Annotated in this window: 19 protein-coding genes; all 19 read right to left on the reverse strand. The window is 65.8% G+C overall.

What is annotated here, in order from left to right; all coding sequences use genetic code 11:
- Positions 1-13 precede the first annotated feature (13 nt).
- On the reverse strand, positions 14-892 hold the full coding sequence (locus DWV00_RS13665; protein WP_115534113.1) for a MinD/ParA family ATP-binding protein: 879 nt from the start codon (positions 890-892) through the stop codon (positions 14-16).
- On the reverse strand, positions 885-2,726 hold the full coding sequence (gene flhF, locus DWV00_RS13670; protein WP_115534114.1) for a flagellar biosynthesis GTPase FlhF: 1,842 nt from the start codon (positions 2,724-2,726) through the stop codon (positions 885-887). The genes DWV00_RS13665 and flhF overlap by 8 nt, the downstream gene beginning before the upstream one ends.
- Complete coding sequence (flhA, locus tag DWV00_RS13675) at positions 2,723-4,825, reverse strand: flagellar biosynthesis protein FlhA (RefSeq protein WP_115534115.1); 2,103 nt, start codon at positions 4,823-4,825, stop codon at positions 2,723-2,725. The genes flhF and flhA overlap by 4 nt, the downstream gene beginning before the upstream one ends.
- The gene (gene flhB, locus DWV00_RS13680; RefSeq protein ID WP_115534116.1) at positions 4,822-6,027 is read right to left on the reverse strand and encodes a flagellar biosynthesis protein FlhB; all 1,206 of its coding nucleotides are present in this window, start codon (positions 6,025-6,027) and stop codon (positions 4,822-4,824) included. The genes flhA and flhB overlap by 4 nt, the downstream gene beginning before the upstream one ends.
- Positions 6,028-6,258: 231 nt before the next feature.
- Positions 6,259-7,527 carry a DUF3443 domain-containing protein gene (locus tag DWV00_RS13685; RefSeq protein WP_115534117.1) on the reverse strand — a complete coding sequence of 423 codons (1,269 nt, stop codon included), beginning with the start codon at positions 7,525-7,527 and terminating at the stop codon, positions 6,259-6,261.
- Between the two features lie 17 nt (positions 7,528-7,544).
- The gene (locus tag DWV00_RS13690) at positions 7,545-8,063 is read right to left on the reverse strand and encodes a DUF2844 domain-containing protein (RefSeq protein ID WP_115534118.1); all 519 of its coding nucleotides are present in this window, start codon (positions 8,061-8,063) and stop codon (positions 7,545-7,547) included.
- Between the two features lie 387 nt (positions 8,064-8,450).
- Complete coding sequence (locus tag DWV00_RS13695) at positions 8,451-9,788, reverse strand: DUF3443 family protein (RefSeq protein WP_115534119.1); 1,338 nt, start codon at positions 9,786-9,788, stop codon at positions 8,451-8,453.
- Positions 9,789-9,809: 21 nt separating this feature from the next.
- On the reverse strand, positions 9,810-10,286 hold the full coding sequence (locus DWV00_RS13700; RefSeq protein ID WP_245964870.1) for a DUF2844 domain-containing protein: 477 nt from the start codon (positions 10,284-10,286) through the stop codon (positions 9,810-9,812).
- A 156-nt stretch (positions 10,287-10,442) separates the two neighbouring features.
- Positions 10,443-11,147, reverse strand: a complete 705-nt coding sequence (gene cheZ / locus DWV00_RS13705; RefSeq protein ID WP_115534121.1) for a protein phosphatase CheZ — start codon at positions 11,145-11,147, stop codon at positions 10,443-10,445.
- Between the two features lies 1 nt (position 11,148).
- A complete protein-coding gene (gene cheY, locus DWV00_RS13710; RefSeq protein ID WP_115534122.1) occupies positions 11,149-11,544 on the reverse strand; it encodes a chemotaxis response regulator CheY in 396 nt (131 codons plus the stop codon).
- A 55-nt stretch (positions 11,545-11,599) separates the two neighbouring features.
- Positions 11,600-12,694, reverse strand: coding sequence for a protein-glutamate methylesterase/protein-glutamine glutaminase (locus tag DWV00_RS13715; protein WP_115534123.1), 1,095 nt, complete (start codon positions 12,692-12,694; stop codon positions 11,600-11,602).
- 5 nt (positions 12,695-12,699) lie between these two features.
- Positions 12,700-13,473 carry a chemoreceptor glutamine deamidase CheD gene (gene cheD / locus DWV00_RS13720; RefSeq protein WP_115534124.1) on the reverse strand — a complete coding sequence of 258 codons (774 nt, stop codon included), beginning with the start codon at positions 13,471-13,473 and terminating at the stop codon, positions 12,700-12,702.
- A gap of 127 nt (positions 13,474-13,600) precedes the next feature.
- Positions 13,601-14,599, reverse strand: coding sequence for a CheR family methyltransferase (locus DWV00_RS13725; protein WP_115534125.1), 999 nt, complete (start codon positions 14,597-14,599; stop codon positions 13,601-13,603).
- Positions 14,600-14,655: 56 nt separating this feature from the next.
- Complete coding sequence (locus tag DWV00_RS13730) at positions 14,656-16,650, reverse strand: methyl-accepting chemotaxis protein (protein ID WP_115534126.1); 1,995 nt, start codon at positions 16,648-16,650, stop codon at positions 14,656-14,658.
- Positions 16,651-16,699: 49 nt separating this feature from the next.
- Positions 16,700-17,227 carry a chemotaxis protein CheW gene (gene cheW / locus DWV00_RS13735; protein WP_115534127.1) on the reverse strand — a complete coding sequence of 176 codons (528 nt, stop codon included), beginning with the start codon at positions 17,225-17,227 and terminating at the stop codon, positions 16,700-16,702.
- Positions 17,228-17,249: 22 nt separating this feature from the next.
- Positions 17,250-19,454, reverse strand: a complete 2,205-nt coding sequence (gene cheA, locus DWV00_RS13740; RefSeq protein WP_115534128.1) for a chemotaxis protein CheA — start codon at positions 19,452-19,454, stop codon at positions 17,250-17,252.
- A gap of 156 nt (positions 19,455-19,610) precedes the next feature.
- Positions 19,611-19,976 carry a response regulator gene (locus tag DWV00_RS13745; RefSeq protein ID WP_115534129.1) on the reverse strand — a complete coding sequence of 122 codons (366 nt, stop codon included), beginning with the start codon at positions 19,974-19,976 and terminating at the stop codon, positions 19,611-19,613.
- A gap of 7 nt (positions 19,977-19,983) precedes the next feature.
- Positions 19,984-21,033, reverse strand: a complete 1,050-nt coding sequence (gene motB / locus DWV00_RS13750; protein ID WP_115534130.1) for a flagellar motor protein MotB — start codon at positions 21,031-21,033, stop codon at positions 19,984-19,986.
- Between the two features lie 28 nt (positions 21,034-21,061).
- Complete coding sequence (gene motA, locus DWV00_RS13755) at positions 21,062-21,922, reverse strand: flagellar motor stator protein MotA (protein ID WP_115534131.1); 861 nt, start codon at positions 21,920-21,922, stop codon at positions 21,062-21,064.
- Between the last annotated feature and the right edge of the window lie 57 nt (positions 21,923-21,979).

Below are 21,979 nucleotides of genomic sequence, written 5' to 3' on the forward strand. Positions count from 1 at the left end.
TGTCCCTAACGTTTCAAGCGTGTTGGCGCACAGCCGTACCGGTGTCGGCGATCGCCGACGCCGGCATCGCCGAGCGCACCGTAACCTCTGGCCGCGGCGAACACATCGCCGGGCGCATCGGCCAATACAGCATTTCCGCGGCAACGTGCCGAAAGTCCCGCGCCGACGGCGCCGACGGGAACGCGTCGACGACGCACCGCCCCAATTCCAGCGACCGCTCCATCAGCGGATCGGCCGCCACACATCCCGCATCCTCGATCGACACGGTCAGATACCGCGCGGCAACCTCGGCGAGGTTGTCGAACGCTGTCTGCGCATCGGCGTGGCTCGATACATGATTGACGAGCACGCGAAACTGCGCGATCGCATGTTCGAAGTGCAAGCGCTTCATGCAGGCATACGCCTCGGTGATCGCGCTGGCCGCCACGCGCGTGACGATCAACACGTCGTGCGCCTGCGCCGCGAGCGACGAGAGCGCACCCTGGCGATCGAGCCGCGCATCCACGAGCACGACGTCGGCCGGTCCCGCGAGCAGCACGCCGAGCTGTGCCGCGCTATAACCGGCGCAGTTCTCGCGCGATGCCGCCAGCACCGAAAATCCCAATTCGTGACGAGCGCATGCCTGCTCGAGCGCGATCTCGCCGTCCAGCACGGCACGCAGCAAGCCCGCGCCGCGCAAGCCGCCCAGCATCGCCGAGACGGAGTTCACGCCGAGGCGCTCGTCGATGACGAGCACATCCTTACCGAGCGCGGCAAGCCCCGCCGCCAGATTCACGATCGTCGACGTGCAGCCGACGCCCATTGGGCCACCCGTGACCGCCACGACGCGCGAACCGCTCTTCGCCAGCAGCCGGCGCAGCCCTTCTGCCTGATCGGTGACTTGTTTAGCCAAAGCGAACCTCGTGCAGTTCGGCGCTCGACCGGCTCGACAAAGCCGAGAGCAACGCGGGAATCTCGTCGTCGTGCGGCACGAACGGCGAACCGTCGCGCGGAATGCAGAACGCGCTCTTGATCAGGAATTTCTTCGCCGCGACGTACAGGTTCTCGGGCACCTTCTGGCCCGTCGACACATAGTGCACGGGCAGCTTGTAGCGGATGACCGTATCGAGCACGCCGCCGAGGTTCGTCGCCTCGTCGAGCTTGGTCAGGATGCAGCCGGCCAGCTCGGGCTGTCCCGGCGCGCTGCGATAGGCCTGCACGACTTCGTTGAGCGTGTCGCCGTGGCTCGTTGCGTTCAGCAGCAGCAGCCGTTGAACCGGCAGCCCCGCGCCGCAGAGCATCGCGATCTGGTCCGACACCGTGCGGTCGCGCTGGCTCATGCCGATCGTGTCGATCAGCACGATGTGCTTGTTGCGGAGCTCGGCAAGGGCGAGCTGCAGATCGGCCGCGTCCTTCACGGCATGCACGGACACGCCCAGAATCTTGCCGAAGATGCGCAGCTGCTCATGGCCGCCGATCCTGTAGCTGTCGGTCGTCAGCAGCGCCACCTTGCTCGCGCCGAAGCGCATGACGCAGCGCGCGGCGAGCTTGGCCGTGGTCGTCGTCTTGCCGACGCCGGTCGGGCCCATCAGCGCGAACACGCCGCCGCGCTCCATCAGCGCGTCTTCGTTCTCCAGCACGGGCAGATTCGAGGCGAGCACCTGGTTCACCCACTCCATCCCCGCGTCGAAGTTCTCGACGTCCGGCATGTGCTCGACGACCATCCGCACGAGCTGCGCGGAGAAGCCCGCCGAGAACAGCGCCTTCGTCACTTCGCCGTTCACGGGGCTGCGGCGTTGACGATCGCCCCATGCGAGGCCGGCGAACTGCTCTTCCATCATGCCGCGCATCGAGGACAGCTCGCTCATCACTTTCTGATTGACGATCTCTTCCACGCGCGCGCGCACGGCTTCGGCCATCGCTTCGGTGTCTTGTTCGTCGAGTCCTTCGAAAACCGGCTTCACCACACGCGGCGGCGCCGCGCGGCGCGCCGCGACACGCGCGGCTTCGTGCGCCCAGTCGGGCAGCTGCGACGAGGCGAGTTCCTCGTCGGACAGCACGCGGCCCGGTGCGCCGAGGCCCTTGGCCGCCGCGGCGGACGGCGTCATCGTATGGGCGCGCGACGTATGCGCCGCACGTTCGTTTTGAGCGGCGATGCGGCGCGCATGGTCGATCAGCCAGGGATTCGACTCGGCCATCGTCTGCGGCGCTTCGGCATCGCCCGAGTTCAAGGTCGAACCGCCGTTCGAAGCCGCGTGCGCGGCCGGAGCGTTCGGCGCGGCCGTGCGAGCGGCGAAGCTCGCACGCTCGTTCATGCGCGGCGCGGCGATCGACGCGGCGTCGGACAGCGACGAACGGCCTTCGTCGGCCGCCTTGGCGCCCACTTCGGGGCTCGCGCCGAATACCGCCGAAAACACGTCCGGCATGCCGTTCGCGTAGGGATTGGACGGCATCGCGCCCAGAGCCGGGCTCGCGAGCGAGCCGGCCGGCTGCATGCCGGTCGAGTTCGACCCGGCAGCGTAGGGATTGGCCGTCGGCGCGGGCAGGCCCGGGGGCATGCCATGCGAGGAGGCTTCGCCCGCATTGGGGGCGATCCGCGCGAAATCCGTATCGGCGAGCGCTACGATCTCGACCGTGCCGTCGTCATTGGTCCGATTCGACAAGACGACTGCGTCCGCACCGAGGGCTTCGCGTACGAGACGAAGCGCGTCACGGCTCGTCGCGCCGATGAATTTACGAATGTTCAAGCTTGACCCCCAATGAGGTTAACGACTTTGATCGTGCGGGTCTCGGGCACTTCGGCATACGAGAGCACTTTCAATTGAGGCAGGCTGCGGCGCAGGAATCGAGCGAGCATCGCGCGAAGCGCGTGCTGCACGAGCAGCACCGGAGGCAGCCCGGCATGTTGTTGACGGTTGATCGCCTTTTGCGTCGCCGTCAGAAGCGTGTGCGCGAGGCCGGGCTCGAGCCCAGGGTTCGCACCCGTCGAGAGCGCTTGCGAGAGCACGCGCTCGAGGTTCGAATCGAGTCCCATGACCTGCATGTCGTTCGCGCCCGGATACCACTGCTGCGTGATCGCGCGGCCCAGCGCCAGACGAACGCAGGCGGTCAGATCGTGCGCGTCGGTCAGCTTGGGCGCATGTTCCGAGAGCGCTTCGAGGATCGTGCGCATGTCGCGGATCGGCACGCCTTCCTCGAGCAGGTTTTGCAGGACCTTTTGCAGCGCCGTGAGCGACAGGGTCTTCGGCACGAGGTCTTCGACAAGCGTGGGCGCATCCTTGCCGGTGCGCGTGATGAGCGATTGCACTTCCTGGCGGCCGAGCAGTTCGGCCGCATGCTGCACGACGAGGTGGTTCAGGTGCGTGGCGACGACCGTGCTCGCATCGACGACGGTGTAGCCGTACACCTGGGCTTGCTCGCGCAAGTTCGTGTCGATCCAGATCGCGGGCAGGCCGAAGGCCGGGTCTTGCGTCGGCTGGCCCGGCAGCGCGGCCGAGACCTGGCCCGGGTTGATCGCGAGCCACTGGCCCGGATAAGCCTCGCCCACGCCCACTTCGACGCCCTTGAGCGCGATGCGGTAACCGTTCGGACGCAGCTCAAGGTTGTCGCGGATGTGGATCACGGGCGGCAGGAAACCGATTTCTTGCGCGAACTTCTTGCGGATGCTCTTGATGCGCTTGAGCAGCTCGCCGTCGGTGTTCTTGTCGACCAGCGGAATCAGGCGGTAGCCCACTTCGAGGCCGAGCGTGTCGATGAGCGTGACGTCGTCCCAGCTCGCTTCGTTGTTCTCCGCGGGCGCCATGACGGCGGGTGCGACGTCGACGAGCGAGGCCCCGGTCTTGGCGGCTTCGGCGCGCTTTTTCATCGTGCGGCCGAGCTGGAGCGCACCGCCGCCGAGCAGCAGGAACGCGAAGTGCGGCATGTTCGGGATCAGGCCGAGCATGACGATGATCGTGCCCGTGATGATCAGCACCCGCGGGTTCGTGAACAGCTGCCCCGTAAGTTGCGTGCCGATGTCTTCGTCGGTGGCGACACGCGAGACGATCACGCCGGCCGCCGTCGAGATGACGAGCGACGGAATCTGCGCGACGAGGCCATCGCCGATCGTCAGCAGCGTATAGGTCTTGCCGGCCGAGGCGAAGTCCATGCCGTGCTGCACGACGCCGACGATGAGGCCGCCGAGCACGTTGACGACCATGATGATGAGGCCCGCGATCGCATCGCCGCGCACGAACTTCGACGCACCGTCCATCGCGCCGTAGAACTCGGCTTCCTGCGCCACGGACTGGCGGCGCTTGCGCGCGCCGTCTTCGTTGATGAGGCCCGCGTTCAAGTCGGCGTCGATCGCCATCTGCTTGCCGGGCATCGCGTCCAAGGTGAAGCGGGCGGCCACTTCGGCGATACGGCCCGCACCCTTGGTGATCACCATGAAGTTGATGACCATGAGGATGACGAACACCACGATACCGACGGCGAAATTGCCGCCGACCAGGAAGTGGCCGAACGATTCGATGACCTGACCGGCCGCGCCCGGGCCCGTATGGCCTTCGAGCAGCACCACGCGGGTCGAGGCCACGTTCAGCGACAGACGCAGCAGCGTCGAGAACAGCAGCACCGCCGGGAACGCCGCGAAATCGAGCGGCTTTTGCGTGTACATGCTGACGAGCAGCACCATCACCGACAGCGCGATGTTGAACGTGAACAGCAGATCGAGCAGAAACGGCGGCAACGGCAGAATCATCATGCCGAGGATCATGCAGATCAGGATCGGACCCGCGAGTGCGCGCAGGTTCGTGCCGCTCAGCATCTGCCCCTTACCGAAGAGGGTTCCGACGCGTGCGTTCATGCCGATGCTCCTTCATTCGCGTCGCCGAGCGCTTCGTCGGCTTCTTCCTGTTCGTCGGCCTCGGAAATCGGGCCCTTCGTGTCCATGTCGGCCGGCACGTCGATCTCGGTCGGTGCGGCCGGCACGTCGCCGCCTTCCGCGCGGAACTTGCGCAGCTGGTACACCCAGGCGAGCACTTCGGCCACGGCGTTGTAGAGCGTGCCCGGGATTTCCCGGTTCAGCTCGACGTTGTGATAGAGCGCGCGGGCGAGCGGCGGCGCTTCGAGGATCGCGACGTTGTTCTCGTTCGCGATTTCGCGGATGCGGGCCGCGACGAGGTTCACGCCCTTGGCCACCACCTTCGGGGCGCGCATGTCGCCGTCCGAGTATTGGAGCGCGACCGCGTAGTGCGTCGGGTTCGTCACGACGACGTCGGCCTGGGGCACCGCGGCCATCATGCGGCGGCGCGCGATGGCGCGCTGCTGCTGGCGAATCTTGCCCTTCACGTGCGGATCGCCTTCGTTCTCGCGGTGTTCGCGCTTTACTTCTTCCTTCGTCATCCGCAGCTTCTTGTGGAATTGCCAAAGTTGGTAGGGGACGTCGAACGCCGCGATCACGAACATGCCGGCCACCGTCGTCGCACAGCAGGCCGCGACGATCGACATGCCGTGGCCGAGCGCCATGTGCAGCGGCTCGGTCGCGAGCCCGAGAATTTGGTCCTTGCGGTGCCAGACGGCCGCGCCGCCGATGCCGCCGACGACGAGCGTCTTGAGCAGCGACATCCCGAGCTGGATCACGCCGTTGACCGAGAAGATGCGGCCCACGCCGGCCACCGGATTGAGGCGCTCCGGCTTGAACTGAAACACGTTCGGCGAAAGCAGCCAGCCGCCGAGCGCCATCGGGGCGATCAGCGCGGCCAGGCCCGTCAGGGCGAGGATCGGCACGACCGCCATCAAGCCTTCCCGGCCGGCGTTGCCGGCGCCGATCAGCATGCGGTTCGTGTCGACGAGCGTTGCATGGTTGAACATGAACGCACCGCGCATCAGATGCTGCAAATGCATGCCGATCGGACCCGACAGCCCCCAGACGCCGAAGAAGCCCGCGCCCAGCAACGCGAACGTCGCCAGTTCCCGCGAGCGCGCGACCTGCCCTTCCGAGCGCGCCTTTTCCAGGCGCCTGGGGGTCGCTGCTTCGGTTTTGTCGAGGTCGCTGTCCTCAGCCACAGGGAATTTCTCCGCAAGAAATACGGCGACATGCCGTTATCCAGTGAGAGCGATTATTCCCGGACGAGTCAATCGATGATCGGCGGATAAGGCGGGGGAAACGGGTGCATTTCGAGTGATCGGCACCCGGCCCCGCTCGCGTGCGCGGGCGCGCCGCGATCGGACGCGCCGCCGGAGGGAGAAGAAAAAGGACGATCCAGCCCCGAAATTACCGGGGCCGGATTCTATGCATCAGAAAGCGACAAAGGGGCCGGCGCCGCCCGAAGCAGTCTGGTCGAAGCCGTAGTAGACGTTCTGGCCATAGAAGAACGGCATCCCGATGTCGACGAACGTGTTGGCGCCGCCGAGACTGCCGGCCAGATCGTCGAGCCCGAAATTGCCGTTGGCAAGCAGTTGGCCGGCGTTGCCGACCGCCATCGACAGCACCAATCCCGACGGGGCCCCCTGCGAAGCCGCGTTATAGCTCGAGACGGCCACCGGGCGGGTGACGGTCGACGGCGGACAGTAGAACGACGAGGCATTTCCCGCGCAGTTCGCCAGCGTGCTGTCGGCGAAGAAATAGGCGTTCGAGCCCGAATCGAAGAAAGCCGTGATCGAACTGCCGGCGAAGGTCGCGTTGACGTCGCCGAATGGATTCGTCGTCAGCTTGGTCACGTTGCCCGGCAACGCGTTGTCCGATTGCGTCCCGATCCCGAACGTCAGTGTCCCATTGACGGTGGACTGCCCGCTCGGGCCGATGCCGGGCATCGAGAGCATGACGCCGTTGTTGTCGCCTGCGAACTTCGAGACCGGATTGGCGACCTGCTGCGCGACCGGCAGAACCGATTGCACGCAGTTCGTGTTGCCCGGACACGCGTAGTAGTTGCTGTTGCCGGCGGGCGGATTCGCGCATAGCGTGCCGCAGTCGTTCGGCGCGACGCCGATCCCGAGGATCCCGTTGGCGCTGAGATCCGCCGGTGTCAGCTCGAGCGAACCCGTCGAGCATGCACCGGTTGCGACCGCGCTCTGCGGCATGTCGCCGATGATCTGTATCGGCAGGCTTGCGGCCGTTTCTCCGCCGATCTTGACGTCCGCGGTACGAACCGAGCCCCAGGTATAGCCGTCGGCGAAGGCCGTGCATTCGGCGATCGAGGCGCCGGCCACCGTTTGCCGCGGCAACGCGCCCAATACCTGGCTCATGGCCGAACTGGCGAGCCGCAACCCGAACGATTCGGTATCGACTTGCACGTTGGGGATGGTTTGGCATGTGCTCGTACCGGGCGCGCAAACCGTCACGCTGACGGTCGGAATGTTCGCGACGTTTTCCACGCCCGGACCCACCGTCACGGCAACCTGATTCGCCGCGACCGAACCGCCGCCGCCCGTGCCCCCGCCGCTGCCGGACCCGGCGCCGCCGCCCCCTCCACCGCCCCCACCGCCGCAGGCGGCGACGAGCACCGCCGCGCAAGCGATACCGAACGCACCGAACGCCCGAACGAGTCTGCTGTGAGTACGCAACATGGTTCTCCCTCGCTCGGTTATTTGATGTCGGCGCCGGTCATACCGGCGGGCAATGCGCTAGGGAGCCACGCCTGGCCGAAGAACGAGCCCATATGGCCGCCGGAATGCACGACGAGGGTCGACTGCTCGACGGCGACCGGCCCTCGGCCGCGGCGCGCCGCATGCAGCGCCTGGACGCCGCTTGCGTACTGCGGGAAATAGTTACCGAGCAAGGTCTGCAAATCGGGCATGCGTGGGCCGTTCCACGCGATGCCGAAGACGGTGCCGTCCGCGCCGACGTATTCGCGCACGTTCGTGCCGCTCGAAAAGACCGTCGAGTGGACCGAGTACTGAGGGGCCGCCACGGTGCCGGACGTCGCCGCGCTCGTTGCCGCGGATGCCACGCGGGCGGTCGGCGAAACGATGGTGGTGGTCGCATCGGAGGGCGTGGGCATGGGAGCCCCGCCCAAGGCGGCGCGGGCGGGCGACGCAACGGCCGCGAGCGCGCACGCAACGAGCGCCGCGGGGGCCGCAGCGCGTAAAGGACAATTCCACATCGGATCGGTCCTCCCTGGTTGGATCCTCGAACGCGTGTGGCCGTGGCCGGCGTGCGGGCAATGCCGCAGGCTTCGATGTTGTCTTCTCAATCTAGTACATGGGGACGCGGACGGAGAAGTGCTTGCGTTGTGCAAGGCATATGCCGGACGAATACCTACGATTTGCTGTAGGCGCCAAGCGGAGCAAGGAAGGCGCGTCGTGGGCACCTGTCGCTTCAGGCTTTCAGCGTTGCGACGGAACAGAGGAGCGGGGAAGGAAAGCGAAGATGGCGATGCGTCGGCGACGCGACGCGGACGACCTTCGAACGGTCAGCGCATCGCGTCGCCAGTCATCCGCGAGCGCCGGCCAGGCCGCGCGCGGACGTAGAGCAAATACGAATCGACGGTTTAAAACGCGATGTACGCCGACGAAGCGGTGCCGGGATTGCCGTCGGCGTTCGGATCGTAGTTCAGATACACCGTGCGTCCGTAGAAGAACGGGAAGCCGAAATCGAAGCTCGTCCCCGACGATGTTCCGCCTAGGTTGCTGTAGGCCATGCCGCCATCGGCAATCAGGGTTTCCGCGTTGGCAATGCTAAGCGCAATCGAAGCGTTGGCTCCGTTGAACCCCGTCACGGAAGGCGTCACTGTCGTGGCGGGCACAGGACAGTAGAAACCGAAGGCGCGCAGGCACTGTGCCATGAAGTTATCGGGGAAGAACAGCCCGTTCGAGCCCGTATCGAAAAATGCCCCCGACACAGCCGTACCGGTCAGCGATGCGCTCATCACATTCCCGTAATGGTCGGTAGTGAGCTGCTGAACGCCTGAACTCGGCAGCACGTTGTTCGATTCCGTACCGATGCCGAACGTCAAGAACCCGGTCGCGCTGGTCGATCCGGTCGACGTGACGGCCGGCATGTTCAAGATCACACCGTTGTTGTCGCTTGCGAACAGCCGGATCGGGTTGGTCACTTGCTGCGGCTCCAGCACGGCTTGGTCCGTGCAGTTCGCCGAGTTCCCCGTCCCCGTGCATCCGTAATAGACACCGTTCGGAACACCGACGGCAGCGCAGCCGGAGCCGCAATCGTACTTCGCCGTACCGATGCCGAGAATGCCGTGTGCGGCGATCGCCGACGACGTATCGTTGAGCGTACCGACTGCGCAGTTGTTGCTGGACCCGCCGGCAGCCGATTGAGGCAGGTCGCCGATCACCTGAATGGGAACGCTCGATGCGGTTTCGCCGCCGATCGTCACGTCGGCCGTGCGAACCGTTCCCCACGAATTGCCGTCGGCGAAGCCGGCGCAGTCGGCAACCGTCTTGCCGCCGACCGTCTCGACCGGCAATCCGTTGGCCATCGTGGTGTTCAGCGCGTCCTGCGTAAGCCGCAAGCCCCACGATCCGGTATCGAGCTGAATGTTGTTGATCGTCTGGCAGGTGCTCGTGCCGTGGATGCAGACCGTCACGCTGACCGTCGGGATGTTCGGCGAGCCTTTGACGCCCGTCGCCACGACGACGGCGGTTTGATTGCCCGCCAGCGAAGCGGGCAGGCTCGATACGGGAACGCCCGCGGCGAGGGTCGTGCCGCCGGTACTTCCCGTGCTGCCGGTACTGCCGGTACTGCCTGTGCTGCTCGCCGACGAGCTGCTCGATCCGCCACCGCCGCCGCAACCCGCGACGAGTGCGACGGCCGCGGCCAGACCGAGGGCGCCGAGCATTCGGGCCAGCTTGCTATCGATACGCAACATGGTTTTCCTCGTTCTCGTTCGTTATTGGATGTCGTCGGCGGTCACGCCGATCGGCAACGATTGAGGCAGGTAGGCCTGCCCCGAGAACGCACCCATGTGGCCGCCCGAATGGACGACTAGCCCCGGCAGCTCGACATTGAGCGGGCCGCGGCCCGGGGCGGCCGCGCGCTGCGCGACACGCGCGCTGTCGTATTGCGTGAAGTACGTGCCGAGCAGCACGGACAGATTCGGCATGAACGGGCCGTTCCAAGCAATGCCGAACACGGCTCCGGCCGCAGAGACGTACTCGCGCACGACGGTGCCGTTGGCGTAGGTCGTCTGCGTCACCGTGAACGAGGTGGCGCCGGCTACGCCCGACGCTGCGTGGACGACGGCGTTGCCGGGACTCGAGACGGCCCCGGCAGGCGGCGGCGTAGGCACGCCGCCGAGCGCGGCAACGGCAGGCACGGCCATGGCCAGCGCGCCACAAGTCAGTGCCGCGCTAAGCGCGGCACGCATGATCCGATTCGACATCTAGAAAGAACCCCATTTTGATTAGTTTTATCGCGTCCCTCGACGCGGGCCCTACATACGAAGAAAGGCCGCTCGCACGAGGCGGGCCGCCTTTCTCGGCACTACAACTACGGTGAAACGCTGAAACGATACGGAAAGCCGTCAGAAACCCAGACTTGCGAGCAGATCGTCTACATCCGCCTGATCCTGCACCACGTCGGTGCGCCCTTCCGGGTTGATCTGCGGCCCGTTGAGCAAGTGCTCGGGCGTCGCCGTCACAGCCGGATCGGCCGCGAGCGCCGCCGCCGTCTGCGCGAACTGCTCGCGCCGCTCGGGGGCGATGTTCTCGATCAGCACGCCGAGCAGCTGCTGCTCTATGACATACACGACGTCCATGACCTTCTTGATGACCTGCCCGGTCAGATCCTGGAAGTCCTGCGCCATCATGATGTCGAGCAGCTTCTGGTTCGTGACCGCCGTCGCGTCCGGCACGCTCGCCAGGAAGGCGCGCGTGTCGCCCATCAGCGTGCGAACCTCTTCGCGCTCGATCGGCGCCGCGAACCAGCGCTCCCAGCGGCTGTCGAGTTCCGCCGCATCGGCTTGCAGCTGTTCCTGCAGCGGCTTGGCGATATCGATCGCCGTCAGCACGCGCTCGGCCGCCTGCTCGGTCATGTTCGCGACGTACTTGAGGCGGTCGCGCGCGTCGGGCACCGCCTCGGCGGCCAGCTCGACGTGCTTGTCCAGACCGAGCTCGCGCATGGAATCGCGCAGCGTCTTCGTCAATTGACCGATGCGCGCGAGAATGCGGTCGGTCGTCAGATCGGGGCCGTCAGCGCCGTCCGAATGCGTATTGGTGACCTGATCCACTTCAGCTCCCCGTCTTGGCCATCTTCTCGAGAATCTTCGTGAGCTTTTCGTCGAGCGTGGCGGCGGTAAACGGCTTCACCACGTAGCCGCTCGCGCCGGCCTGCGCCGCCGCGATGATGTTCTCTTTCTTCGACTCGGCCGTGACCATCAGCACCGGCAAATGCGTGAGCGCCGCGTCGGCGCGGATGCGCTTGAGCATCTCCAGGCCGTCCATGTTCGGCATGTTCCAGTCGGAGATCACGAAGTCGAACCCGCCGCCTTGCAGGCGCGATAGGCCCGCCGCGCCGTCTTCGGCTTCGTCGACGTTCGCGTAGCCGAGCTCCTTCAACAGGTTGCGGACGATCCGGCGCATCGTCGGAAAGTCGTCCACCACCAAGATTTTCATGCTTTTGTCCATCTTTCTTCCCTTTAACCCTAATTTGGTCCGCGCACGTATCCGGATTGTCGTCCGGTCATACGCGCTGCACTCGATCGCCCATCGCCGCCAGCCTTGCCATCACTTTGCGGCTCATTTCCGATAAAGGCGCGACCTCGTCGGCGCCGCCGAGCGCGATGGCCTCGCGCGGCATGCCGAAAACGACGCAGCTCGCCTCATCCTGCGCGAGAGTGTATGCGCCTGCATTTCTCATGTCTAACAGTCCCGCCGCGCCGTCCCGGCCCATGCCCGTCAGAATCACCCCGACTGCGTTCTTGCCGGCGTGCTGGGCGGCCGAGCGGAACAGCACGTCGACCGAAGGCCGGTGCCGGTTCACGGGCGGATCGTCCGACAGATGCGCGATGTAGTTCGCACCGCTACGCGCTAGCAATAGATGTGCGTGGCCCGGCGCGATGTAGGCATGGCCCGGCAGCACGCGCTCGCCGTGCTCGGCTTCCTTGACGGTGATCCGGCACAGGCCGTTCAGGCGCTGCGCGAACGACTTGGTGAAGCCCGGCGGCATATGTTGCGCAATCATGACAGCCGGCGCATCGGGCGGCAGCGGCACGAGCACTTCGCGGATCGCTTCGGTGCCGCCCGTCGACGCGCCGACGATGATCAGCTTTTCCGTACTGACGAGCGGGTTGTTGAACAGCGGCGCATGCACGGCAGCCGCCGGGGCACCGGCGGCGCCCGCGGCCGGCGCCGGGGCGGCCGCCCGAGCCCGCACGCGGGCGCGGGCGGCGGCGCGGATCTTGTCGGCCAGCTTCTCGGCGTAGTCGAGCATGCCCTCGCGGATACCGACCTTCGGCTTCGTGACGAAATCGACGGCGCCCAGTTCCAGCGCGCGCAGCGTGATTTCCGAGCCGCGCTCGGTCAGCGACGACACCATCACGACCGGCATCGGGCGCAGGCGCATCAGCTTCTCGAGGAAGTCGAGCCCGTCCATGCGCGGCATTTCGACGTCGAGCGTCAGTACGTCGGGGTTATGCTGCTTGATCAGCTCGCGTGCGACGAGCGGGTCCGGCGCCGTCGCGCAGACCGCCATGTCGGGCTGCCCATTGATGATTTCCGTCATCAGGCTGCGGATCAGCGCCGAATCGTCGACACACAATACTTTGATTTTCTGCACAGAAACTACGCCTCCTCTACTGTCTTGGCGTTGTTGGACTGACTCACGCCGCGTGCGCTTGCCCCGAACAATTCGACGCGCGGTTTCGCCGCCGGCGCACCGAACAACTCGATGCGCGGCTTTTGCGCGGCCGCTTGTGTTTGACCACCCGCAGCGAACAATTCGACGTGGCCGCGCTCGCGTGCGGCGCGGGCGTGACGGGCCGCTCTCGCTTCGGCGACTTGCTTGGCGAGTTCTTGTTCGCGCTCGGCCACGGTCGGTTCTTGCTGCAAACGCAGCTTCTTGACCATCGCCTGGCCCGTATCGGGCATGAACGCAACCTTGCGCGGATGCGAGCCTTGCAAATCCTCGGCGACGATACGGATCTTTTCGAGCCCCAGATAGCGGCGGACGAATTCGGAATTGCGATCGCCGATGTTGATCGTCGTCATCCCGGCAAGCACAGCCGCGCCGCCGAATACCTTGGCTTCGAAGCGCTCGCGGCGGCCGCCCATCTTGATCAACTCGTTGATGAGCACTTCCATCGCGTAGGCGCCGTAGCGCATCGAATCGGACGTGGCCTGCGCCGGCTGGTCGCCGTCGTCGGGGAGCATGAAGTGATTCATGCCGCCGATGCCAGCCGTCCGGTCGTGAATGCACGCCGCCACGCACGAGCCGAGCACGGTGACGAGCACCATGTCCTCGCGCGTCGTATAGAACTCGTTCGGCAACAGCTTCACGCCGCGGCGGCCGAAGTGGTTGTCGAAGTATAAATTCGTCGCGATAGGTAAGGCGCTCATACTGCCTCCCGCCGGGCCGCCCCAAGGGAGGCAGACGCCCCCTCGGGGGGAGCTTTGCACGGGACCGGAGTAAGCGCTGAAGCGCCAACTCCGCTCGACGGCGAACAAATGCGAGCGTGGGGGCTCATCATATCGTGGCCTCCTGGCGAGCGGGTGCACCGGCGCCGGACGAGCGTGAGGCGCCGTGGATACGGCCGCCGGCCTGCGCGTCGCGCGTCAGCTCATACACGGTCTGCCCGCGCAGACGGAATTCCTGCGTGACGTAGGTGAAGTTCTCCGAATGGCCCGCGAACAGCAGCCCGCCCGGCTTCACGAGCGGCGCGAAACGCGAGAGCACTTGCGACTGCGTCGGCTTGTCGAAGTAGATCATCACATTGCGACAAAAGATCGCGTCGAACGGCTGACGCAGTCCATAGTCGGCATCGGTCAAATTCAACTGCGCGAAGCGGATCATCGAGCGCAGCTCGGGGCGCACCTTCACGAGACCGGCGTGCGGCCCCGTTCCTTTCAGGAAGAAGCGCTTCAACCGCTCGGGACTCAGCGCCTTGACCTGATCGAACGAGTAGACGCCCGCCTCGCCTTTGGCGAGCACTTGCGTATCGAGATCGGTCGCGAGAATCGTCGTTTGGCGCGCCTGCGATTCGCCGAGCGCCTCGACCAGCGTCATCGCGATCGTGTACGGCTCTTCACCCGTGGACGCGGCCGAACACCAGATCGACACCGGTGCCTGGCGGCGCTTCACGAATTCGGCGAGGATCGGGAAGTGATGCGATTCACGGAAAAATGCGGTGAGGTTCGTCGTCAGCGCGTTCGTGAAAGCTTCCCACTCCTCGGCGCTGTTCTCCGATTCGAGCAGGTCGAGATAGCGGCGGAAGCTGTCGAGCCCGCGCGCGCGCAGGCGCCGCGCGAGGCGGCTGTAAGCCATGTCGCGCTTGTGCTCGGACAGCGAAATGCCGGCGCGCCGATGAATGAGCTCACGGATGCGGGCGAAATCCGCGGACGTGAACTCGAAATCGCGCTCGGCAAAGCCGGAGCGATCGGCGAGGCCGGGCCGGTCGTCGGCGCGATCGCCGAGGCCGCCGGGCTCGGCCCGTTCGGACCGAAAAAATGCGCGCGCTGTCGTCATGGTGCTTCTCTCACTGCCCTTCCAGCTGACGGTGCGCGTTCGACACGCGCCGCCGGTTAAAACGTTTCCCAGTCGTCGTCCGACTTGCTGCTCGATGCCGCGACGGCCGGTGCCGGGGTCGTGCTCTTGGCCGCGAACGAGGTGCTTCTCGCGGCCGGGGCGCTGCTCTTCACGCTAGAGGCGGAAGCGGCGGACGCAGCCGACGCGCTAGGCGCAGCTTGAACGGCCGGCGCGCTCTTCACGCTAGACGCGGGTGCAGCCTGAGCGGCGGTAGCGGCCGGCTCGGACGATGTGCTCTGCGTGGCCGCGGCGGTTTGCGAGGCGGCCGCTTGACGCGCGAGTCGCGGCGCGGCGGCGTGTGCCGCGCGCGGTGCCGGGCTCGTTGCCTTCGCCGCCTTCGTCGTATGCACGGCGCTCTTGTGCACCGGCGCGGCGCTCTTGTGCGCAGCCGCCGGCTTCGCCGCGGGACGCGCGAGCGAGGCACCGGACGAGTACGCGCCGTCGATACGCCATTGGCCGACGACCGTCTTCAATTGGCGCGTCTGCTCTTCGAGCGATGCCGCGGCAGCGGCCGCCTGCTCGACGAGCGCCGCGTTTTGCTGCGTCACGTCGTCCATCTGCGTCAGCGCGCGATTCACACCTTCGATGCCCGTCGACTGCTCTTCCGAGGCCGCGCTGATCTCACCCATGATGTCGGTCACGCGGCGCACGGCTTGAACGATTTCGTCCATCGTCGTGCCGGCGCGGCCGACGAGTTCCGAACCGCTCGCCACCTTGTCGGCCGAATCGCCGATCAATCCCTTGATTTCCTTGGCCGCCGCGGCGCTGCGTTGGGCCAAGCTACGCACCTCGCCGGCAACCACCGCGAAGCCGCGGCCCTGCTCGCCCGCGCGCGCCGCCTCGACGGCCGCGTTCAGTGCCAGGATGTTGGTCTGGAACGCGATGCCTTCGATCACACCGATGATGTCGACGACCTTGTTCGAGCTCGTCGCGATGTCCTGCATCGTCGTGACGACTTGGCTCACCACGTCGCCGCCGCGCACGGCGATGTCCGACGCGTTGATCGCGAGCTGGCTCGCCTGGCGCGCGTTTTCGGTGTTCTGGCGCACGGTGCCCGTGAGCTGCCCCATGCTCGTCGCCGTTTGCTGCAGCGAAGCGGCTTGCTCTTCGGTGCGCTGCGACAGATCGGTGTTGCCGATCGAGATTTCGCGGGCGCCGACGTCGATCGATTCGGTGCCGTTGTGCACGGCCTTGACCATCGACGTCATGGCCTGCTGCATGCGCATCATGCCGGCGTAGAGGCGGCCGATCTCGTTCGTGCCCTGCGCGTTCATCGTGCGCGTCAGATCGCCGTCGGCGATGCGCTCGAACTGCGTGATCGCATCGTTGATCGGTTGCACGATGAGGCCGCGCAGCGCAAAGCGGATGAACACGACCATCACGATTGCCAGCAGCGTCACGGCGACGATCAGCGAGCTCATCAGCGTGATGTTCGCCGCCGATTCGGTGCGCTGCGACTCGGCATGCTCCTGACGCGCCTTGAGCACTTTCGCCGCCGCATTGTCGAACGCGACGAACATCGGGCTGATCTTCGTATCGGCGATGGCGTGATAGGCGGCCAGATCGCCCGCTTCCGCGGCCGTGAATTCGGGCTCGACACCGTCGTGCAGGAGCGTTTCGTGACGGCTATTGAGTTCGTCGACGAGGGCCGGGTCGATGCCTTCGCGCGGCGTGCTCGAGAACGACTGCCACGCCTGATTGGAGATGGCCAGCAGTTCCTGTGCACGGCTCAGCACCTTCTTCGCTTCGTCGGCGTTGTTCGCCTCCGAGAGCGCGCGGAAGCGATCGAGCGCGATGCGCGATCGCAACAGGTAGCTGCTCGCATCGTCGAGCGAGTGGATCGTCGGCAAGTCGCCGTGCGCGAGCGTATCGAGCGAGTGGTTCGCGCTCGAAAGCGCGGTGAGCCCGAGCACGCCGACCGCGATGGTCAGCGTCACGAGCACGGCTCCGATGGCCGTCAACGTCGTGCGGATCGACCAATTCTGCAGCATCGTAAATCTCCGGTTTAAAGCGCTCAGGGCACTAGCGTGTTGCTTACTGTTACTGCGCGAACGTTTCGATCAGCGCCATTTCCTTGCTGACCATCAGTTTTTCGATGTCCATCAGGATCAGCATGCGGCCTTCCACGGTACCGAGACCCGTCAGGTATTCGGCGGTCAGCGTCGCGCCGAATTCGGGCGCGGGCATGATCTGGTCGGCCGTCAGCGTCAGCACGTCCGACACGCCGTCCACCACCATGCCGACGACGCGATGCGCGACGTTCAGGATGATGACGACGGTTTGGTGGTCGTACTCCACGCGGCCCAAGTGGAACTTGATCCGCATGTCGACGATCGGGACGATGATGCCGCGCAGGTTGATGACGCCCTTGATGAATTCAGGCGCGTTGGCGATGCGCGTCACGCTGTCGTAGCCGCGAATTTCCTGCACCTTCAGGATGTCGATGCCGTACTCTTCCGCACCGAGCGTGAAGATCAGGAATTCTTGGCCGGCCGCGTCGGCTTGCAGCGCATCGCGACGGCCTGCGACGGTCAAGCCGTTCGCGTTGTGAGTTTGGACTTCTGCCACGTTAGCCCCCAGCGGTTGGGAATTACGAAAAGTTCATTGCGCCGTGCGACGCACGGCTTTCACGGTTCAGCGCCGCCACGTCGACGATCAGCGCGACGCTGCCGTCGCCGAGAATCGTCGCCGCGGAGATCCCGCGCACCTTGCGGTAGTTCGTTTCGAGGTTCTTCACGACCACCTGCTGCTGGCCGACGAGTTCGTCGATCAGCATCGCGAAGCGGCGGCCCTCGGTCTGCATGATCGTGACGATGCCTTGGGTCGGCTCCGTGCGCGCGCCCTCGACCACGAACACTTCGTGCAGCGCGACGAGCGGCAGGTATTCCCCGCGCACGCGCACCACACGCTCGCCGTTGGCCACCGTGTAGATGTCCGAGGCCACGGGCTGCAGCGATTCCATGACGAAGTTCAGCGGCAAGATGAAGATTTCGTTGCCGACCTTCACCGACATGCCGTCGAGAATCGCCAGCGTGAGCGGCAGGATGATGCGCGTCGTCGTGCCCTTGCCCGCGTGCGAGGTGATCTCGACGTGGCCGCCCATCGATTGGATGTTGCGCTTGACGACGTCCATGCCCACGCCGCGGCCCGACACGTCCGTCACCTGCTCCGCCGTCGAGAAGCCCGGCATGAAGATGAGGTTCCAGACTTCCTCGTCGGACATCGACTCGCTCACCTGCATGCCTTGCTTCATGGCCTTGGCGAGAATCTTGTCGCGCCGCAGGCCCGCGCCGTCGTCGGACACTTCGATCACGATGTTGCCGCCGTGGTGAGCGGCCGACAGCACGAGCTGGCCCGCGCCGTCCTTGCCCGCCGCGCGCCGCGCCTCGACCGTTTCGATGCCGTGGTCGAGACTGTTGCGCACGAGGTGCGTCAGCGGATCGATGATCCGCTCGATCAGACTCTTGTCGAGCTCGGTCGCCTGACCGAAGGTGACAAGCTCCACTTCCTTGCCGAGCTTCGCCGCGAGATCGCGCACGAGGCGCGGGAAGCGGCTGAAGACGTAATCCATCGGCATCATGCGGATCGACATCACGGTTTCTTGCAGATCGCGCGCGTTGCGCTCGAGCTGCGCCATCCCGTTGAACAGCCGATCGTGCAGTGCCGGGTCGAACGTGCTCGTCGTTTCCGCGAGCATCGCCTGCGTGATGACGAGTTCGCCGACGAGGTTGATCAGCTGATCGACCTTTTCGACGCCCACGCGAATCGAGCTGCCTTCGGCGCCGGCCGCCGCGGCGGCCGGACGGGCCTTCTTGTCCTCGCCGCCGGATGCCGAAGCCGATGCGCTCGGCGCGACGCTCTTGGCCGGCTCGGCCTTCGGCTCGTACGCGGGCGCCGGAGCCGCCGCCGGTGCGCTTGCCGCCGGTGCGGCCGGCGCGCTGGCCGGAGCGGCCATGCTCGGCTCGCTCTCGGCAGCGGACGGTTCCTCGCCCGCTTCCGCGGGCGCGGTGCCGCGGCCGATCGCGATCTGACTTTCGTCGATCACGAAGCAGCACACGGCGGTAATGTCGTCGGACGGCACGTCGGTCTCTAGATAGACGACCAAGTCGCCGCCGCTCTTCACCTGTCCGACGATGTTGCCCAGGTTCCCCAATTCTTCGATCAGGAGTTCCTGGTCCTTCTCCCCCACCCCCCGTAGCGTAACTTTCAGGTGAGGCCCTGCATTGTTCGATTCGCCTTGCGCGGCACCGGCCGAGCCCGATGCGCCGGCCGTGCCGTGCGTGGCCTCGACGGCCTGCTCGACCACGTGCTCGGGTGCGCCGCCCGTCGTCTCGCTCGCCGCCGGCACGCTTGGCGCGGCCGCGGGTTCGACGGCCGGAGCCGTCTCGGCCGCGGGGGCGCCGTTGCCCTCGACGTGCAGCCGCTCGAGCTTCGCGCAGATCGCGGCCGCCGCGGCGGCATCGGGTTCCGCGCTCGAGCGGTACGCGGCAAGCTGGTCGGCCAGCACGTCCTTCGTTTCGAGGAACGTGTCGATCATGTCCTTGCGCAGCTTCAACTCGTTGTTGCGCGCCCGGTCGAGCAGCGATTCGAGGATGTGCGTCGTTTCAGTCAGCGCCGTGAAGCCGAATGTGGCCGCCCCGCCCTTGATCGAGTGAGCCGCGCGGAAAATGGCCGCGAGATCTTCCGGATCGGGCGTGCCGACGTCCAAGTTCAGCAGCAGCTGCTCCATTTGCGCGAGCAGCTCGTCCGCTTCGTCGAAGAACGTCTGGTAAAACTGGGTAATGTCGAGTGTCATGCTTCAATCACCGCTAAGAGTCGTGCTTCGCAGGTAGCGCGTTGTCTATCCGTTTCCATGCGCGCGCGGTGCGCCGCATATGTCCTAACCGTTCAACCGTTGCCGGTCCGTGTCTCTATCTCTATTTCGCGTCGAGCCCGCGTCTTCGCTCCCGCCTCACGCATTGAGCGCGTCGACGAGCTCGGTCAACGTATCGGGATCGAGCGGCTTCTCGATCCAGCCCGTCGCCCCGGCGGCGCGAGCCGCGTCCTTGAACGCGACGCCGTCCTCCGTCGTCAGCACGAAAATCGGCGTGACCGCGTAAGCCGGCTGCGAACGCAGCGCCGCGATGACGTCGAGCCCGCTGCGCTTGGGCATGTACTGATCCGTCAGCACGAGATCGAAGGGGTGCGCCAATGCGCTCTCCAACCCTTCGTCCCCGTCGGCCGCCACGGTCACCTCGTAGCCGGCCGTGCGCAGGGTCGCCGCGAGGATTTCACGCATCGCGGCCGAATCGTCGATCGCCAAAATGTTTCTGATCATGAATGCCTCACTTCGCTACACCCGCGACACCAGCCACCGGCGGGGCCACCGCCACCGACGGCGTAGGCGGGGGCGTAACCGTCTCCTTCGCCGCGCCCGGCGCGATCTTGCCGACGATCGGCGTCGCGCTCGCCGCGTTGTCCGACAGCGTCGTCGTCGTCGAGTCATCATGCATCAAGGCGTCCTCGGACTTTTTGTTGAGAACGATGATGCTTATGCGTCTATTCTCCGGATCGAGCGGATCGGCCTTGTCCAGGTTCTGCGTCGAGGCGAGCCCCAGTACTCGCATCACCTTGCCGTCGTCCATCCCGCCGGCGATCAGCTCGCGCCGCGACGCATTCGCCCGGTCGGCCGACAACTCCCAATTGCTGTAACCTTTGCCGCCGCCCGCATAGGGCACGGCGTCCGTATGTCCCTGCACGACGATGCGGTTCGGCACGTCGTTCAGCGTCTGGCCGATCGCGCGCAGAATGTCGCGCATGTACGGCTCGACGTTGTCGCTGGCGGTGGCGAACATCGGGCGCTTTTGCGTATCGACGATTTCGATGCGCAGCCCCTGCAGCGTCGAATCGATTCGGATCTGCTGCTTGTACTGACGCAGCACCGGGTTCGCCTCGATCGCGGCCATCAGCTTGACCTGCAGATCGTGCAAGCGCGCCTGCTCGCGGCGCTCGAGCGCCCCCTTGAGCTGGTCCAGCGCCTGATCGTCGGCCTTGACCGCCGTGTGCGTCGCCATCGACGTCGTCCCGTCCGAGCGGCGCGTGATACCGTCCTGGTCGGTCGAGATGTCGCGGCCGCCGCCGTCGATGATGCTCGACTCCTGGGCGCTGCGCTGTCCGCCGCCGAGCAGCGCCGCCCGGAGCGGCTGGTTGAAGTATTCGGCGATGCCCTTCAGCTGCACGGGCGTCACGGCGCTGAGCAGCCACATCAGCAGGAAGAACGCCATCATCGCGGTCATGAAGTCCGCATAGGCGAGCTTCCACGCACCGCCGTGGTGCCCCTTCTTGGAGGGCGCCACGCGCTTGACGATGATCGCCCGGTCCTTGCCTTTGGTCATGACGCGCTGTCCTGGTTGGCTCGGCCGCTTATTTCGCCTTCACGCGGCGCACGTGCTCTTCGAGCTCGGCGAACGACGGACGCTCGGGCGAGAACAGCACCTTGCGGCCGAACTCCACGGCGATCGCCGGCGCATAGCCGTTCAGGCTCGCGAGAATCGTGACCTTGATGCACTGGAACATCTTCGTCGATTCCGCCACGCGCTGTTCCGCCAGGCTCGCGAGCGGCCCGATCAGGCCGTACGAAAGCAAGATGCCGAGGAACGTGCCGACGAGCGCCTGCGCGATCATCGCGCCGAGCACCGCGGGCGGCTTGTCCGCCGACGCCATCGTGTGGACCACGCCCATCACGGCGGCGACGATCCCGAACGCGGGCATCGCGTCGCCGACGCGGCTCAGCGCGTGCGCCGGGCCCTCGCCCTCGGCGTGGTGCGTCTCGATCTCCTCGTCCATGAGGCTTTCGATCTCGAACGCGTTCATGTTCCCGCCCACCATGAGCCGCAGGTAGTCGGTCAGAAACTCGACGGTATGGTGATCGGCGAGGATCTTCGGATATTGGGTGAAAATCGGGCTCTTCTCGGGATCGTCGATGTCGGCTTCGAGCGTGAGCGTGCCTTCCTTGCGCGCCTTTGCAAGCAAAACGTAAAGTAGTGCCATCAGCTCCATGTACACGTCCTTCGTGTACTTCGAGCCCTTGAAGAGCGTGGGCAGGAGTCTGATCGTCGCTTTGATCGTGTTGAGGCCGTTTCCGAGAATGAACGCACCCAGGCCGGCGCCGGCAATCATGAGCCCTTCCTCGGGCTGCACTAGCGCGCCTAGATGGCCGCCCGCGAGCGCATAGCCGCCGAAGACGGACAATACGGTTACGAGTGTTCCAACGAAAATCAGCACTGCCGGATCCTCACAAAAGCAACGGGGAGACCGTCGTTAATCTGGTTTACGGCAGGC

It is taken from the genome of Trinickia dinghuensis (assembly GCF_003367175.1).
GTDB classification, from domain to species: Bacteria; Pseudomonadota; Gammaproteobacteria; order Burkholderiales; family Burkholderiaceae; genus Trinickia; species Trinickia dinghuensis.